The 17,732-nt window shown below is 68.8% G+C and carries 9 protein-coding genes, 1 tRNA gene and 1 rRNA gene; 1 reads left to right on the top strand and 10 read right to left on the bottom strand.

All coding sequences use genetic code 11. The annotated features are described in order from the left end of the window. Nucleotides 1–15 precede the first annotated feature (15 nt). From ABZT06_RS03450 to ABZT06_RS03420, 7 genes are all read right to left on the bottom strand, one after another. A complete protein-coding gene (locus tag ABZT06_RS03450; protein ID WP_355734145.1) occupies nucleotides 16–561 on the bottom strand; it encodes a CinA family protein in 546 nt (181 codons plus the stop codon). Continuing rightward, nucleotides 558–1,433, bottom strand: coding sequence for a CDP-diacylglycerol--glycerol-3-phosphate 3-phosphatidyltransferase (gene pgsA, locus ABZT06_RS03445; protein WP_355734143.1), 876 nt, complete (start codon nucleotides 1,431–1,433; stop codon nucleotides 558–560). The genes ABZT06_RS03450 and pgsA overlap by 4 nt, the downstream gene beginning before the upstream one ends. Next, nucleotides 1,430–2,923 (bottom strand): 30S ribosomal protein S12 methylthiotransferase RimO, encoded by a 1,494-nt coding sequence (gene rimO / locus ABZT06_RS03440; protein WP_355734140.1) that lies wholly within the window; start codon nucleotides 2,921–2,923, stop codon nucleotides 1,430–1,432. Before rimO ends, pgsA begins: the two co-directional genes overlap by 4 nt. 93 nt (nucleotides 2,924–3,016) lie before the next feature. Beyond that, the gene (locus tag ABZT06_RS03435; RefSeq protein WP_355734137.1) at nucleotides 3,017–3,853 is read right to left on the bottom strand and encodes a helix-turn-helix domain-containing protein; all 837 of its coding nucleotides are present in this window, start codon (nucleotides 3,851–3,853) and stop codon (nucleotides 3,017–3,019) included. A gap of 244 nt (nucleotides 3,854–4,097) precedes the next feature. Further along, nucleotides 4,098–6,821, bottom strand: a complete 2,724-nt coding sequence (locus tag ABZT06_RS03430) for a DNA translocase FtsK (RefSeq protein WP_355734134.1) — start codon at nucleotides 6,819–6,821, stop codon at nucleotides 4,098–4,100. 143 nt (nucleotides 6,822–6,964) lie between these two features. Further along, complete coding sequence (locus tag ABZT06_RS03425) at nucleotides 6,965–7,645, bottom strand: response regulator (protein ID WP_355734131.1); 681 nt, start codon at nucleotides 7,643–7,645, stop codon at nucleotides 6,965–6,967. A gap of 243 nt (nucleotides 7,646–7,888) precedes the next feature. Continuing rightward, nucleotides 7,889–13,360, bottom strand: coding sequence for a HAMP domain-containing protein (locus tag ABZT06_RS03420; RefSeq protein ID WP_355734128.1), 5,472 nt, complete (start codon nucleotides 13,358–13,360; stop codon nucleotides 7,889–7,891). 396 nt (nucleotides 13,361–13,756) lie between these two features. Here ABZT06_RS03420 and ABZT06_RS03415 point away from each other — a divergent pair, with 396 nt between their 5' ends. Next, nucleotides 13,757–16,510, top strand: coding sequence for a SpoIIE family protein phosphatase (locus ABZT06_RS03415; RefSeq protein ID WP_355734125.1), 2,754 nt, complete (start codon nucleotides 13,757–13,759; stop codon nucleotides 16,508–16,510). Nucleotides 16,511–16,553: 43 nt separating this feature from the next. On the opposite strand, the gene ABZT06_RS03410 is transcribed toward ABZT06_RS03415, so the two are convergent. The 3 genes from ABZT06_RS03410 to rrf form a co-directional block, all read right to left on the bottom strand. After that, nucleotides 16,554–16,629 (bottom strand) — tRNA-Thr (locus ABZT06_RS03410). 74 nt (nucleotides 16,630–16,703) lie between these two features. Further along, on the bottom strand, nucleotides 16,704–17,366 hold the full coding sequence (locus ABZT06_RS03405; RefSeq protein WP_355735490.1) for a DegT/DnrJ/EryC1/StrS family aminotransferase: 663 nt from the start codon (nucleotides 17,364–17,366) through the stop codon (nucleotides 16,704–16,706). A gap of 114 nt (nucleotides 17,367–17,480) precedes the next feature. Then, nucleotides 17,481–17,597, bottom strand: a 5S ribosomal RNA gene (gene rrf, locus ABZT06_RS03400). Nucleotides 17,598–17,732 lie beyond the last annotated feature (135 nt).

Raw genomic sequence — 17,732 nt, 5'->3', positions numbered from 1 at the left:
TCAGGGCTGCAAACATCAAAACCCCCCGTTCCGTTCCGTATCCTGTGCCCGCTCATTCCCGGTCTGCTCGCTCGCAAGCTCTTCAAGAAGCAGTGCGAGCACGCTCCGTACACTCTCCATACGAATTTCCGCCCGGTCGCCGTTCAACCGCAGCGCGGCCACTTTCCCGCCACCCGCTGCCTCGGAAGCGCCCGCGGAGGGCCCGTCGACAGCCACGAAAACCGTTCCGACGGGCTTGCCGTCCTGTGGCTCGGGGCCCGCGACTCCGGTGGTCGCGATGCCCCAGTCGGCACCGAGTGCCTTGCGCACTCCGGCCGCCATCTGGGCCGCGACCTGCGGATCCACCGCACCTCGCTGGTCCAGCAGGGTGGCGTCGACACCCAGCAGCTGACGCTTCAGTCCGGTGGCGTAGGCAGTCACCGAACCCCGGAACGCCTGGGACGCCCCGGGAACCGCTGTGATTTCCGCCGCGACCAGTCCGCCGGTGAGCGACTCGGCGACCGCGAGCGTCTGACCCTTCACGGTGAGTAGTTGCACCACTTGGACGGCCGGGGAACTCACGCTTCCGTCTCCTCCAACGCCGCCCTGCGCTCGGCGATTCCCTGCCTGCGCAGCACAATGGCCTGTCTCACATAGTCGAGCCCGGTCACGACGGTCAGCACGACCGCCACAGCCATCACCCAGAACCGCGCGGTGGCCAGCCACCCCGTCAGCGCCAGGATGTACATCCCCACGGCGATGCCCTGGCTGAGGGTCTTGAGCTTGCCGCCCCGGCTCGCCGGGATCACGCCGTACCGGATGACGAGAAAACGCAGCAGGGTGATTCCGAGTTCCCTGCCGAGGATGACGATGGTCACCCACCAGGGCAGGTCGCCGAGCCCGGAGAGACAGATCAGCGCCGCCCCCATGATCGCCTTGTCGGCGATGGGGTCGGCGATCTTCCCGAAGTCGGTGACGAGGTCGTAGGCGCGCGCCAGGTGCCCGTCGAACAGGTCGGTGATCATGGCGATGGCGAAGGCCGCCCAGGCGAACGAGCGCCACGCGGGGTCGTGCCCGCCGTCGGCCAGCATCAGGGCGACGAAGCCGGGCACGAGGACCAGCCGGAGCATGGTCAGCAGATTGGCGATGTTCCAGACGCTGGCCTGGTTGACGGCGGCGGCAGCGATCTTCTTGCCCCGCGCGGGCTTCCCGTCCGAGTCGGCGCCGTCGTCCGAAGCCGTCCCGGTGACGACACCCACGCCGGGGACCACACCCGCCCGCGCCTCGACGGCCGTAGCCGGAACGGCACTGACCGGTGCTTCGGCAGCCGTATCGGAGACCGTGTCCGCAGGAGCGCTCGGTGCCACGCCGGACGCGGCGCCCGGGACCGCGCCCGCCGGTCCGCCCTTCGCGGCGGAGGGGCCACCCGCGGCGGACGCCGGAACTCCGGTCATCTGCCCGCCTCCTCACTACACGCGAGCGAGCCGTCGAGCGACTCGGCCACCAAATCGACACCTTCCGTACCGACCACCTTCGCCTCGACCATACGACCGACACTCAGACCTTCGCCGCTCGTGAGCAGCACCTGGCCGTCGGTCTCCGGCGCCTGGTGCGCGCCACGGCCGTACACGCCCTCCTCGTCCACGGACTCGACGAGCACGTGCACGGTCTCGCCGACGCGCTCCTCGGCGCGCTGCGAGACGAGTTCCTCGGCAAGCCGGGAGACACGTGCCAGCCGCTCGGCGACGACGTCCTCGTCCAGCTTGTTGTCGTACGTCGCCGCTTCGGTGCCCTCCTCGTCGGAGTACCCGAAGACGCCGATGGCGTCCAGTCGCGCGCCGGTCAGGAACCGCTCCAGCTCGGCGAGGTCGGCCTCGGTCTCGCCGGGGAAACCCACGATGAAGTTGGAGCGCACGCCGGCCTCGGGGGCCTTGCCGCGGATGGTGTCGAGGAGTTCCAGGAAGCGGTCGGTGTCGCCGAAGCGGCGCATCGCGCGCAGCACGCCGGGGGCGGAGTGCTGGAAGGACAGGTCGAAGTAGGGCACGACCTTGGGTGTGGAGGTGAGCACGTCGATGAGGCCGGGCCGCATCTCGGCGGGCTGGAGGTAGCTGACGCGCACGCGTTCGAGGCCGGCCACCTCGGCGAGTTCGGGCAGGAGGGACTCCAGCAGGCGGATGTCGCCGAGGTCCTTGCCGTACGACGTGTTGTTCTCGGAGACCAGCATGATCTCCTTGACGCCCTGCTCGGCCAGCCAGCGCGTCTCGTTGAGGACGTCCGAGGGGCGGCGGGAGATGAAGGAGCCGCGGAAGGACGGGATGGCGCAGAAGGAGCAGCGCCGGTCGCAGCCGGAGGCGAGCTTCACCGAGGCGACCGGGGAGCCGTCCAGACGGCGCCGCAGGGGCGCACGGGGGCCCGAGGCAGGGGCGAGGCCGTCCGGGAGGTCGGCGGGGGCGGGCACGGCCTCCTCGGCCGGACCGTGGCCCGGCAGCGCGACGGACGCCGCCGACTCCTGTCGCTGGGCGGGGCTGATCGGCAGCAGCTTGCGCCGGTCGCGCGGGGTGTGCGCGGCGTGGATGCCACCGCTGAGGATCGTCTGCAGGCGGTCGGAGATGTCGGCGTAGTCGTCGAAGCCGAGCACCCCGTCCGCTTCCGGCAGGGCTTCGGCGAGGTCCTTGCCGTAGCGCTCGGCCATGCAGCCCACCGCCACGACGGCCTGGGTTCTGCCGTGCCCCTTGAGGTCGTTGGCCTCCAGGAGGGCGTCGACGGAGTCCTTCTTGGCGGCCTCGACGAAGCCACAGGTGTTGACGACGGCGACGTCCGCGTCGGCGGCGTCCTCCACGAGATCCCAGCCGTCCGCCTCCAAACGGCCTGCGAGCTCCTCCGAGTCCACCTCGTTGCGGGCGCAGCCAAGAGTGACGAGTGCGACGGTACGGCGTTCAGGCATGGGCTCAAGACTACTTCGTCCCACTGACACCCCACGTCGAAGGGGTTGGCCGATCCCGGCCAACCCCTTCACAGCGAGAACACGAACCGCGAGCTATCCGACCTGGGGGTCGCCCTTGGTGTACGTCAGGCGCTCCACGGCTCCGGGCTGCCAGTCGTCGTCGATCTTCTTGCCGTTCACGTACAGCTGGATCGCCCCGGCGTCACCGAGGACGAGATTGACCTTGTCGCTGTCCTGGAAGGTCTTGGAGTCGCCCTGCTTGAGCAGTCCGTCGAAGAGGGTCCGGCCGTTGTGGTCCTTGGCGAGGATCCAGCTCTTTCCGTCGGCGGCGCTGACCTGCACGGTCACCTTGTCCTGGGGCGCCGCCGCGATGGCGCTGTCGGACGGCGTGGGCTTCGGGTCCTTGGTGGTCTTGTCGGACTTGGGTGTCGGGGACTTGGTGGTGGCGGGCGTGGTGCCGTCGGCGACCTGTGCCGTCCCGCCGTCGTCGCCGCCCTTGAAGGCGGTGAACCCGACGAAGCCGACGACGGCGACGATCGCGGCGACCATGGCCGCGGTCCAGTTCGGCCCGCGCCGCTCGGGACGGATGCGTTCCGCCTCGAACAGCGGGGCCGCCGGGGTCGGGGCCGGACGTCCGCCACCGTGATCGGCGGCGAACCGGTCCAGAAGGGGGGCCGGATCCAGATGGACGGCCTTGGCCAGGGTCCGGATGTGGCCCCGGGCGTACACATCGCCGCCGCAGGGGGCGAAGTCGTCCGCCTCGATGGCATGCACGATGGCGATGCGGACCCTGGTGGCGTTGCTGACGTCGTCGACGGTCAGCCCGGCCGCGATCCGCGCCTGTTTCAGGGCGTGGCCGACGGAGAGGTGGGCTTCCTGCGGGTCGTCTTCGAACGGACGCTCGTCTTCAGGGGAGTTGCCGATGGACACGGGGGCGCCTTTCGAGCGTTTAGCCACCTGTGCTGGAGGTTCAGTCTAGGGGGGGTGCGAAAGGGTGGGGCAACCGGGCGGTGGGACTTTGTACGCCATCGGAATGGCCGAACACGCCGATGGTGGGGCAGCAGCTTTTCGCTTCCCTCAACTTGACGTACGTCGAAGGGAAACGGTTGCTCGATGATTTCTTACGGGTGAGTCACGATCGAACATCGGTGGCCACACCCGCTCCGGGCTCTTCTCAAGCCTCCCCGCGGATGACCGCGAGCACGCCGTCCAGCTCGTCAGCCTTCACAAGAACGTCACGTGCCTTGGATCCCTCGCTGGGTCCGACGATGCCCCGGGACTCCATCAGGTCCATCAGCCGACCCGCCTTCGCGAACCCGACCCGCAGCTTGCGCTGGAGCATGGAGGTCGACCCGAACTGCGTGGAGACGACCAGCTCGGCCGCCTGGCACAGCAGGTCGAGGTCGTCGCCGATCTCCTCGTCGATCTCCTTCTTCTGCTTGGTGCCCACGACGACGTCGTCCCGGAAGACCGGGGCCATCTGGTCCTTGCAGTGCTGGACGATCGCCGCGACCTCTTCCTCGGTCACGAAGGCGCCCTGCATACGGGTGGGCTTGTTGGCGCCCATCGGCAGGAACAGCCCGTCGCCCTTGCCGATCAGCTTCTCGGCACCCGGCTGGTCGAGGATGACCCGGGAGTCGGCGAGCGAGGAGGTGGCGAAGGCGAGCCGCGAGGGCACGTTCGCCTTGATCAGACCGGTGACGACGTCCACCGACGGCCGCTGGGTGGCGAGCACCAGGTGGATGCCGGCCGCGCGCGCGAGCTGCGTGATCCGCACGATCGCGTCCTCGACGTCCCGCGGGGCGACCATCATCAGGTCGGCGAGCTCGTCGACGATCACCAGCAGATAGGGGTACGGCTGGAGCTCCCGCTCACTGCCCTCGGGCAGTTTGACCTTGCCGTTCCTGATGGCCTCGTTGAAGTCGTCGATGTGCCGGAAGCCGTAGGCCGCCAGGTCGTCGTAGCGAAGGTCCATCTCCCGTACGACCCACTGGAGCGCCTCGGCGGCCCGCTTCGGGTTGGTGATGATCGGCGTGATCAGGTGCGGGATGCCCTCATAGGCCGTCAGCTCCACGCGCTTGGGGTCGACGAGGACCATGCGCACGTCCTCGGGGGTCGCGCGGACCATGATGGAAGTGATCAAGCAGTTAATGCACGACGACTTACCGGAACCGGTGGCTCCGGCGACGAGCACGTGCGGCATCTTCGCCAGGTTGGCCATCACATAGCCGCCCTCGACGTCCTTGCCGAGCGCGACCAGCATGGGGTGCTCGTCCTCGGCGGCCGCCGCGAGCCGCAGCACGTCCCCGAGGTTGACCATCTCCCGGTCGGTGTTGGGGATCTCGATGCCGACCGCGGACTTTCCGGGGATCGGGCTGATGATCCGCACGTCCGGGCTGGCGACGGCGTACGCGATGTTCTTGGCCAGCGCGGTGATCCGCTCGACCTTCACGGCGGGCCCGAGCTCGACCTCGTAGCGGGTGACCGTCGGCCCGCGCGTGAAGCCGGTGACGGCGGCGTCGACCTTGAACTCGGTGAAGACGGTCGTCAGCGAGGCGACGATGGCGTCGTTGGCCGCGCTGCGCGCCTTGCCCGGGCCACCGCGCTCCAGGAGGTCGAGGGAGGGCAGGGCGTAGGTGATGTCGCCGGAGAGCTGGAGCTGCTCCGCGCGCGCGGGCATGGCGCTCGGAGCCTCAGGAGCTGGCTTGGTGAGGTCGGCGACCTCGACCTTGAGCTTGTCCTGCTTCGGACGTGCCTCCTGCTTGGGCCGCGCGGCCGGGACCGGTGTGGGTACGGGGGTCGTCTCCACCCGGTCGCCCACGCTGACGCCCTGGGTGAGGTCGGCGACCAGCGGCGAGGGCGGCAGGCCGTGCATGACGACGCCGTCCAGATCCGCGGCGGCGGCCGCGGCGATGTCCACGGCGTCCATCCGCCGGTCCATCGCGGGCTGCGGCACCGCGGACCGTCGGGGGCGCCCCCGACGCTGCGAGAGGGCCTCCTGCTCCGCTCCGTCGGGGTCGTACGACTCGGGCGCGGGGCCACGCCTTCGCCCGCGCGCGGGCAGCGCCTCGCGCCACTGCTCGTCGTAGCGCTCGTCGTCCTCGCCGAACTCGTCCACGACCGGGTCCGGGAGGATGCCGAGCCGTACCCCGAGCTCCCGCAGCCGCCGCGGAATGGCGTTGACCGGGGTGGCCGTGACGACGAGCAGCCCGAAGATCGTCAGCAGTACGAGCAGCGGTACGGCGAGGACCTCACCCATGGTGTACGTCAGCGGGGTCGCCGCTCCCCAGCCGATGAGGCCGCCCGCGTCCCTTATCGCCTGCATGCCGTCGCTGCGGGCGGGTGAGCCGCAGGCGATGTGGACCTGCCCGAGCACGCCGATCACGAGCGCGGACAGGCCGATCACGATCCGGCCGTTGGCCTCGGGCTTCTCAGGGTGCCGGATGAACCGTACGGCGATGACCGCGAGCAGTATCGGCACGAGCAGGTCGAGCCTGCCGAAGGCGCCGGTCACGATGATCTCGACGAGGTCGCCGACGGGACCGCGCAGGTTCGACCAGGTACCGGCGGCCACGATCAGGCCGAGGGCCAGCAGCAGGAGTGCCACGCCGTCCTTCCGGTGCGCGGGGTCGAGGTTCTTCGCGCCCTGCCCTATCCCGCGGAACACCGCGCCGACGGCATGGGCGATACCGAGCCACACGGCGCGGATGAGCCGGAGGACGCCTCCGGTCGGGCTGGGCGCCGGCCTCGGCGGCACGGCCTTCTTCGCCGCGGCCTTCCTGGCGGGCGCCTTCTTCGCCGGTGCTTTCTTCGCGGGTGCCTTCCTCGCCGGACCCTTCGCGGGAGCGGCAGCCTTCTTGGCGGGCTGCTTCTTGGCTGCGGAGGGTCGTGAGGCCATAGGTGTGAGATTACCGGTGGAGACGCCCGCGGACACGTGTGCCCACTGCTTCACCCGTTCGTGTCGCTACCGGGGAGGTGCCGAGCTGACGCGGGCTCACCCGCGTGAGACGCGGGAACACTTGCGCCTCACGTCGGCTCCCCTCAGTTCTGCGAGGACACCGAGGGCGAACTCCCGGTGCCCGGCTCCAGCGCGTCCAGCGCCCGCCGCAACCCCGTGAGTTTGCGTTCGAGATGGGCCGCGGTGGCCACCGCGGCCGCGTCCGCGGACTCGTCGTCCAGTTGTTTGGAGAGCGCCTCGGCCTGTTCCTCGACCGCCGCGAGCCGCGCGGACAACTCAGCGAGCAGACCCGCCGGCTCCTTCGCGTCCCCGGCCGCCGCCTTGCCGCCGCCCTCCAACTGGAGCCGCAGCAGCGCCGCCTGCTCCCGCAGCTGGCAGTTCTTCATGTAGAGCTCGACGAACACCGAGACCTTCGCGCGCAGCACCCACGGGTCGAAGGGCTTGGAGATGTAGTCCACCGCACCCGCCGCATACCCCCGGAAGGTGTGATGCGGACCGTGGTTGATGGCGGTGAGGAAGATGATCGGGATGTCCCGGGTCCGCTCCCGCCGTTTGATGTGCGCCGCGGTCTCGAAGCCGTCCATGCCCGGCATCTGGACGTCCAGCAGAATCACCGCGAAGTCGTCCGTGAGCAGTGCCTTGAGCGCTTCCTCCCCGGACGATGCCCGCACCAGTGTCTGATCGAGCGCGGAGAGGATGGCCTCCAGCGCCAGCAGATTCTCCGGCCGGTCATCGACCAGGAGGATCTTGGCCTTCTGCACCATGGCCCGCCCTCCTCGCCCCGGATGTGCACCGGGTGCCGCCCCTGGGGACGACTCCCTTTCGCCGCCCGTCCTTGTGCCGGTCATCGTAGCCGCACCCTGTCTGTCGCCACACCCTGTCACCGTGATGTCACTGTGCACGTAGAGAAACGTAGCGGGAGACCAGAAGGTTCCCCGAATCCCGTACTTCTACACGGCGTCGGGCACACCGAGTCAGCAACTCCGCGTGAACTTCGCTGATTCCCTTCATTCCCCTCGCATCCACTGGTCCATCACCGACAGCAGATGATCGGGATCGACCGGCTTGGTCACGTAGTCGGAGGCACCCGACTCGATCGCCTTCTCCCGGTCGCCCTTCATCGCCTTGGCGGTCAGCGCGATGATCGGGAGCCCGGCGAACTGCGGCATCCTGCGGATCGCGGTGGTCGTCGCGTACCCGTCCATCTCGGGCATCATGATGTCCATCAGGACGACCGCCACGTCCTCGTGCTGTTCCAGCACCTCGATGCCCTCCCGGCCGTTCTCCGCGTAGAGCACCGACAGTCCGTGCTGTTCGAGGACGCTGGTGAGCGCGAAGACGTTGCGGATGTCGTCGTCGACGATCAGCACCTTCTCCCCGCCGAACCGGATGCCCCGGCGCGGCTGCGGCGCGGCCTGGTGCTCCACCGCCGACCACTGGTCCGGCTGACCAATCCGCTGCTCGAGGGCCGGTGCGGTCCTGCGACGGCGCCGGAAGAGCGCCGCGGCACCGTTCTGCGTCTCCTGGTACGACTTCACCTCGGCCGGCGTCTCGACCTCGACCCCGGACAGCCCGTTCTCCGCCCTGGACGCCACCAGGTCGCCGGCCTCCAGAGCCGGCATGGACTGCTGGTAACCCTGCGGCGGCAGTTCGCTGGGGTGCAACGGCAAATACAGCGTGAACGTCGATCCGCGTCCCGGCTCGCTCTGCGCGTAAATCTCTCCGCCGAGCAATTGCGCGATCTCCCGCGAGATCGACAGCCCGAGTCCCGTGCCGCCGTACTTGCGACTGGTCGTGCCGTCGGCCTGCTTGAACGCCTCGAAGATCACCCGCATCTTGCTGGCCGCGATACCGATACCAGTGTCGGTCACCGAGAACGCGATCAGGTCGGCGTCCGGGTCGCGCAGCGAACCGGCCTCCAGCAACTGCTCCCGGATCGCCACCGGCACATCCCGCCCGGCGGGCCGGATCACCAGCTCGACGGCCCCGGAGTCAGTGAACTTCACCGCGTTGGACAGCAGGTTGCGCAGTACCTGGAGCAGCCGCTGCTCGTCGGTGTGCAGCGTGGCGGGCAGCTCGGGCGAGACCCGTACGGACAGATCCAGGCCCTTCTCCGCCGTCAGCGGCCGGAAGGTGGCCTCCACGTAGTCCACGAGCTGCACCAGCGCGATGCGCGTCGGGGACACGTCCATCTTGCCCGCCTCGACCTTCGACAGGTCGAGGATGTCGTTGATGAGCTGGAGCAGGTCGGAGCCCGCGCCGTGGATGGTCTCGGCGAACTCGACCTGCTTCGGCGTGAGGTTGGAGTCCGCGTTGTCGGCGAGCAGCTTGGCGAGGATCAGCAGCGAGTTCAGCGGCGTACGCAGCTCGTGCGACATGTTGGCCAGGAACTCGCTCTTGTACCGCATGGACACGGCGAGCTGTTCGGCGCGCTCCTCCAGTACCTGCCGCGCCTCCTCGATCTCGGTGTTCTTGACCTCGATGTCGCGGTTCTGCTGGGCCAGCAGCTCGGCCTTCTCCTCCAGCTCGGCGTTGGACGCCTGGAGGGCCTTCTGCCGGTTCTCCAACTCGGCGGACCGCTCACGGAGTTGCTCGGTGAGTTCCTGCGACTGCTTCAGCAGCACCTCCGTCTTGGTGTTGACGGAGATGGTGTTGACGCTGGTCGCGATCATCTCGGCGATCTGGTTGAGGAAGTCCTTCTGGATCTGCGTGAAGGGGGTGAAGGACGCGAGTTCGATGACACCGAGCACCTTGCCCTCGAACAGCACCGGGAGGACGATCACCTGCGCGGGCGGCGCCTCTCCGAGACCGGAGGAGATCTTCAGGTAGCCGCTGGGCGCGTTCTCCACCAGGATCGTGCGCTTCTCCTCGGCGGCCGTCCCGATGAGCGCCTCCCCCGGCCGGAACGACGTCGGCATGGAGCCCATCGAGTAGCCGTACGACCCGAGCATCCGCAACTCGTACTGGTCCTCCGCCTCCGCGCTCAGGTCCTTGCCGTCCAGGAGCGGCATCGCGACGAAGAACGCGCCGTGCTGCGCGGTCACCACCGGCGTCAGCTCGCTCATGATCAGCGAGGCCACGTCCTCCAGGTCCCGGCGGCCCTGCATGAGCGCCGAGATACGGGCCAGGTTGCCCTTGAGCCAGTCCTGCTCCTTGTTGGCGATCGTGGTGTCGCGCAGGTTGGCGATCATCTTGTTGATGTAGTCCTGGAGCTCCTGGATCTCGCCGGACGCGTCCACGTCGATCTTCAGGTTCAGGTCGCCCCTGGTCACCGCGGTCGCCACGCGCGCGATGGCGCGCACCTGACGGGTGAGGTTTCCTGCCATCTCGTTCACGGACTCGGTCAGGTCGCGCCAGGTGCCATCGACGTCACGCACGCGTGCCTGGCCGCCGAGCTGTCCTTCGGTACCCACCTCGCGGGCCACCCGGGTGACCTCCTCGGCGAAGGACGACAGCTGGTCGACCATCGTGTTGATGGTCGTCTTCAGCTCCAGAATCTCGCCGCGGGCGTCGATGTCGATCTTCTTCGTCAGGTCACCCTTGGCGATGGCCGTGGTCACCATGGCGATGTTCCGCACCTGACCCGTCAGGTTGGACGCCATCTGGTTCACGGACTCGGTGAGGTCCTTCCAGGTGCCGGCCACACCGGGCACCCGCGCCTGGCCACCCAGGATGCCGTCCGTGCCCACCTCACGGGCCACCTTGGTGACCTGGTCGGCGAACGAACTGAGCGTCTTCACCATGGTGTTGAAGGTGTCCGCGAGCTGCGCGACCTCACCGCGCGCCTCGATCGTCACCGTCCGGGTCAGGTCGCCGTTGGCGACCGCGTTAGCGACCTGGGAGATGTTGCGCACCTGCATGGTCAGGTTGTTGGCCATCAGGTTCACGTTGTCGCTGAGGTCCTTCCAGATGCCCGTGACACCCGGCACCCGCGCCTGACCACCCAGCTGACCCTCGGTACCCACCTCACGGGCCACCCGGGTCACCTGCTCGGCGAAGGACGACAGCTGGTCGACCATCGTGTTGACGGTGGTGACGAGCTCGAGGATCTCGCCCTTGGCGTCGACGGTGATCTTCTTCGAGAGATCGCCCTTGGCGACCGCGGTGGTGACCTCGGCGATGTTGCGCACCTGAATGGTCAGGTTGTTCGCCATGAAGTTCACCGACTGCGTGAGGTCCTTCCAGGTGCCGGAGACACCCTGCACCTCGGCCTGGCCCCCCAGGATGCCCTCGGTGCCCACCTCCCGGGCCACCCGCGTCACCTGGTCGGCGAAGCTGGAGAGCTGGTCGACCATCGTGTTGAGGGTGTTCTTCAGCTCCAGGATCTCGCCGCGCGCGTCCACGTCGATCTTCTGGGAGAGGTCACCCCGGGCCACCGCGGTGGCCACCTGGGCGATGTTGCGCACCTGGGCGGTAAGGTTTCCTGCCATTCCGTTCACGGAGTCGGTCAGGTCGCGCCACACACCGGCGACGCCGGGCACCTGCGCCTGTCCGCCGAGGCGTCCCTCGGTGCCCACCTCGCGGGCCACCCTGGTCACCTGGTCGGCGAAGGCGGACAGCTGGTCGACCATCGTGTTGATGGTGTTCTTCAGCTCCAGGATCTCGCCGCGCGCGTCCACGTCGATCTTCTGGGAGAGGTCACCCCGGGCCACCGCCGTCGTCACCTGGGCGATCTGCCGCACCTGAGAGGTGAGGTTGCCACCCATGAAGTTGACGGAGTCCGTGAGCTCCTTCCACGTCCCGGACACGCCGGGTACGACCGCCTGACCGCCCAGCCGGCCCTCGGTGCCCACGTCCCGGGCCATCCGCGTCACCTGGTCGGCGAAGGCCGACAGCTGGTCCACCATGGTGTTCACGGTGTTCTTCAGCTGCAGCATCTCGCCAGAGACGTCCACGGTGACCTTCTGCGACAGGTCACCGTTGGCCACCGCCGTCGTCACCTGGGCGATGTTCCTCACCTGTCCGGTGAGATTCCGGAACGCGGTGTTGACGGAATCGGTGAGGTCCTTCCAGGTACCGGCGGCCCCGGGCACCTGCGCCTGCCCACCCAGCTCACCCTCGACACCGATCTCGCGCGCCACGCGGGTGACCTCGGCACCGAACGCGGACAGCTGGTCCACCATCCCGTTGACGGTGTTCTTCAGCTCCAGCATCTCGCCGGCCACGTCCACGGTGACCTTCTGCGACAGGTCACCGTTGGCCACCGCCGTCGTCACGGCGGCGATGTCCCGCACCTGCGTGGTGAGGTTCCGGAAGACCGTGTTCACCGAATCGGTGAGGTCCTTCCACGTCCCCGCCGCACCCGGCACGTTCGCCTGTCCGCCGAGCTGTCCCTCCGCACCGACCTCGTTGGCCACGCGGGTGACCTCGTCCGCGAAGATCCGCAGCGTCTCGGTCATCTGGTTGATCGTGTCGGCGAGCTGCGCGACCTCGCCGCGTGCGGAGACCGTCACCTTCTGCGACAGGTCACCACTGGCGACCGCCGTCGTCACCTGGGCGATCCCGCGCACCTGGGCCGTCAGGTTGCCGGCCATGAGGTTCACCGAATCGGTGAGGTCCTTCCACACCCCGGCCACACCCGGCACCTGCGCCTGGCCGCCGAGCTCGCCCTCGACACCCACCTCGCGCGCGACGCGGGTCACCTCGGAGGAGAAGGACGAGAGCTGGTCCACCATCGTGTTGACGGTGTTCTTCAGCTCCAGCATCTCGCCGGCCACGTGAACCGTGACCTTCCGCGAGAGATCACCCTTGGCGACGGCCGTGGTCACCAGCGCGATGTCCCGCACCTGGGCCGTCAGCCGGTACGCCATCGTGTTGACGGACTCGGTCAGGTCCTTCCAGGAACCCGACATGCCACGCACGCGTGCCTGCCCGCCGAGCTTGCCCTCGGTCCCGACCTCACTGGCCACTCGCGTGACCTCGTCGGTGAACGTCGACAACTGATCGACAAGGTTGTTCACCGTCCGTCCGACCTTCAGGAACTCCCCGCGCAGGGGATGCCCCGTCCCGTCCGGCGCCTGGGTCCTGAGCTCCATGCGAGGCGACAGATCGCCCTCCGCGACCGCGGACAGCACCCGGCCGACCTCGGAGACGGGCCGTACGAGATCGTCCACGAGTGCGTTGGAGGCATCGATGGCGGACGCCCAGGAGCCCTCACAGGCGCCTGTTTCCAGCCTTTCCGTGAGCTTTCCCTCACGGCCCACCATGCGCCGCACCCGCGACAGCTCACCCGTCAGATGCAGGTTGCGGTCGGCCACCTCGTTGAACACGGCCGCGATCTCCGACATCACGCCGTCGCCGGACACCGTGAGCCGCTTGCGGAAGTTCCCGTCACGCATCGAGACCAGCGCCGCCATCAGCCGGTCCAGGGCAGCCGTGTCCACCGCGGTGGTCCCACCCCGCGGTTTGCGCTGGCCGCTCGCGGACTGTCCGCCCTTCGCGCGCGTTTTAGTGCCCCGCGTCGCTGCGCCAGACTCCACTGTGTCCCTCCCGCAGGGGTCGACCGTTACTGCTGTGCTCAGGTGGTACCGCGCGGCATACCGGTTGCTGCCGCGTGCTTCTGCTTACTACAGCGATATTTCAACCAGGCATGCGAAGCCGCACCACGGGCTGCTGCCCGCCGTACGCTCAAGCCACTCGGCCTGCCCGAACCTTCTTCAAGAGCCTGCCCAGTGTTTCACCCTGGTTGAACCCGGCCATAACAGTTCGGCAGCTTCGCACATCGTCCGCACACCCTCCGGACGGAAACACTGCAGACCGGCATCCGCATGGCCGTCGAAGGTAAGTAACCTTGCATGCGGCTGTCCAGCCGAGCCGGTCCGTCCGGCCTGGGCGGTGGCACGAGCACGAGCGGGCATCGGAGGGCGGCCGCACACATGACCACCGGACTGGTCCCCGGGGGACAGAACCCGGATCCCCGGCCGACGGGCGGCCTGCCGCAGCAGCGGCACGAGCCGGTCGGCCAGGCAGCCCTGCACGTCGACAACCGGTCGAGGAGTTCTGTGATCACCGCGCGCGCGGCCGCCAGCTTCGAGCCTCTCGGGCGATCGGTAGCGACCGCCCGCTCCTTCGTCCGCGACACCCTCCAGGGCTGGGGCTTCGCCGACATCGTCGACGACGCCGTGGTCCTCACCAGCGAACTCGTCACCAACGCCGTGGTCCACGCCGGCACCTCCGCCGATGTTCTGTGCCTGCGCAGTGACGACGGTGTGCGGATCGAGGTGGCCGACCGCTACCCCGAGCGGGAGATCCCCCTCCAGGGTCAGGCCGTCAACATGGGCAACCTCGACCGAGAGGGCGGCCGCGGCCTCCAGCTCTGCGCCGCGCTCGCCGGCCGCTGGGGCGTCGAGTACACCCCCACCCAGAAGCAGGTCTGGTTCCAACTCGACCTCCCCGAACGCCGGGTGGGCATCCGCACGGCAGGACCGTCCCTGCCTGCGGACCTCCTCCCGCTGGCCGACGGCCGCGTCCGCGTCGCCGTCGTACAGATCGACCGTACGTGCGCCATCACCTCGTGGAACGAGGACGCCGAGGAACTCTTCGGCTACGCCGCCGAACAGGTCATCGGCAAGCCCCTGACCGACCTCGCGGCCTGGCCGCACACCCCGGGCACCAGCACCGGAATCGCCGAGGCGCTCCAGCTCTCGCGCTGGGAGGGCAGTTACGGCATAAGGGCAGCCAACGGCCGCGTCACCTCCGTCTACGCCTCCCACCTGCGCGTCCGTGACACCGGCGGCGAGCCCTCCACGGTCTGCCTCCTGGTGCGCGACCACGAACGGGCCGTGCTCCAGACGCCGTTGCGCATGTCCGCCTCCGACACCGGCGCCTCCTCCGACGGCCAGAGCAGCGACCCCTTCGAGGTGTTCATCGGCTCGCCCGCCCCGGACGATCTCGACGGCCTCCTCCAGCGCACGGTCGAACGCGCGCGCGACATGCTCGACGGCGATTCCGCCTTCCTGCTCCTCGCGACCGACGACGAGACGGAACTGGAGGTCCGCGCCTCCACGGGCCTTCCGTCCGCCCGCCAGCGCTTCGCGCGCGTGCCCGTCGAGGCCGGCCCCGGCCGTTACAGCTCCGCCCGTATGCCCGCCGTCCACGACGACCTCGCGGCCGTACCGGGCGCCGTACCGCTCCTGAACGGCACCGGCATGCGCTCGGTCGTCACCGTCCCGCTGAAGGTGGAGGGCCGCCTGACCGGCTCCCTGGGCGTGGCCGCGGAGGGCCCCGGCAAATACTCGAACGAAGAAGCCCTGCGCCTCCAGTTCGCCGCCGACCGCATCGCGTTGGCGGTCGAATCAGCTCGTCTGGGTGAACTGGAGAAGTTGCGCCGAGGCTCACTGAGCTTCCTCGTCGAGGCCTCCGACCTCCTGGCCGGCACGCTGGACCGCGATCAGACCCTGGCGCTCATGGCCCAGATGACCGTCCCGACACTGGCCACCTGGTGTGCCGTCTACACGATTGCCGACCAGGCCTCCGATCCCTACCTGTCGTACGTCCTGCACGAGGACGAGGAACTCATCGACGGCATCAAGTCGTTGCTCTCCAAGATCCAGCCCCCGGACCCGGTCCCCACCCCCGGCGCCCGCGTCTGGTCGGCTCCCGGCGAGGCGGCCCACCAGGCGGCCCTGCGCAGCTCCATGCGCAGCCTCGGCCTCAGCGGCGGCCCCACCCGCCAGATCGCCTCCGGAATCGGCCCCACACTCGCCACGGCCTCGGCGGTGGGCGGCGAGACCGTCGTCCTCCCCCTGGTCGCCCGCAACCGCGTCATCGGCATGCTGACCCTCGGCAAGCCCGCCGACGAACACTTCCGCCAGGAAATCCTGGAACTGGCCGAGGACTTGTCCCGCCGGGCCGCCCTCGCCCTCGACAACGCCCGCCTCTACTCCGAGCGCACGGCCATCAGCCAGTCCCTCCAGCGCAGCCTCCTGCCGCCCGAGCTGCCCGAGATCGAGGGCGTCGAGGTCGAGGTCATCTACCGCGCGGCCGGCGAGGGCAACGAGGTCGGCGGCGACTTCTACGACGTCTTCCCCATCAGCGACGGCGCGTACGGCTTCGCCATCGGCGACGTCTGCGGTACGGGACCGAACGCGGCGGCAGTGACCGGCCTCGCCCGGCACGCCCTCCGTCTGCTGGCCAGAGAGGGCCTGAGCGGCCCGGCGGTCCTGGAGCGCCTGAACTCCGCCATCCTCGACGAGGGCGCCCGCAGCCGCTTCCTGACCCTCCTCTACGGCGAGCTGTGGCCGCAGGAGGACGGCAGCGCCCGCCTGAAGGTCGTCTGCGCCGGCCACCCGCTCCCGCTCCGCCTGCGCCAGGACGGCACCGTGGAACCGGCCGCCGAACCCCAGCCGCTGCTCGGCGTCATGGACGATCTGGAGCTCTACGAACAGACGGTCACCCTCGACCCGGGCGACGTCCTCCTGTGCGTCACGGACGGCGTCACCGAACGCCGCGAAGGCACCCGCATGCTGGGCGACGACGGTCTCGCCGACGTCCTCACCACCTGCACGGGCCTGACGGCCGGCGCGGTCGCGGCCCGCATCATGCGGGCGGTCGAGCGCTTCGCCTCCGACGCCCCGTCCGACGACATGGCGATCCTGGCCATGCGCGTCCCGGGCCTCCACCAGGACTGAGAGCACGAAAAAGGCCCCGCCCGAATGGGCGGGGCCTTTTGGCTGGAGCCCCCTAACGGAATCGAACCGTTGACCTTCTCCTTACCATGGAGACGCTCTGCCGACTGAGCTAAGGGGGCCTGTCACTTTTCGAGGTTTCCCTCGCGGCAACGGAATAGATCATACCCCGAACAGACCCGTGCTCCCAACTCGCTCAGAAAGCAGGCTGAAGCAGTCCCCCGAGCGCATTGCACGCGGCTACGACCCGCTGCATGTCCCGCTTGGTCAGCGAGGCATCCACCGGCAGCGCAAGCGTCTCGTCGGCGGCCCGCTCCGTTTCCGGCAGCGACACACAACGCCGGAACTCGGGCAACCGGTGCACGGGCGTCTTCACCGGCACCCGGCAGTCAACTCCCTTGCTCCGCAGAGCCCGGGCGAATGCGTCCCGGTCCGGCCGGCCATTACCCGGGACGCGCACGACGTACTGCTGATAGGTGTGCCCGTCCCCGCCGTCGGGCGTGCGCACCCCGCGCAACTTCCCATCGAGATAGCAGGCCCGCTCCCGACGCTGGGCGACCTCGTCGTACGGCGCCTCGGACTCGCCCTCCTGCAGCACCAGCAACCCGTGCCGCCGCCCGACCCCGAGCAGCCGCGCCATGTCGGCGGGTCGCCCGAATCGGTGTACGGCAACGACCGCCGCGGTCCGCGGAGTTACGGCCGCCTCCACAGCGGACGCGTCAAGGCAGTAGCTGACCGGATGTATGTCCGCGAACACCGGAAGCGCACCCGCGAGTGTCACCGCCTCGGCGACCTCCACGTTTCCGAAGGCCGGTACGACGACCTCGTCACCGACTCCGACGCCGGCGGCCCTGAGCATTGCAGCAGTACCCATGCTGCGGATGGTGGTTGCGCAACGTGAACTTCAAGTGACGCCCAACAAAAAAGGGTTGGACCCTGAACCGAAGTTCAGGATCCAACCCTTTGAATGATTGTTCGGCGGTGTCCTACTCTCCCACAGGGTCCCCCCTGCAGTACCATCGGCGCTGTGAGGCTTAGCTTCCGGGTTCGAAATGTAACCGGGCGTTTCCCTCACGCTATGACCACCGAAACACTATGAAGTTTCGACCGGAAAAAGACACAGTCGTTGCCTCAGAACTAACACAGTGGACGCGAGCAACTGAGGACAAGCCCTCGGCCTATTAGTACCGGTCACCTCCACCCATTACTGGGCTTCCAGATCCGG

The organism is Streptomyces sp. NPDC005483 (assembly GCF_040606035.1).
Classification (GTDB): domain Bacteria; phylum Actinomycetota; class Actinomycetes; order Streptomycetales; family Streptomycetaceae; genus Streptomyces.
Note: the sequence above shows the minus strand (reverse complement) of the source record. Positions and strands in the feature narration are given on the sequence as shown.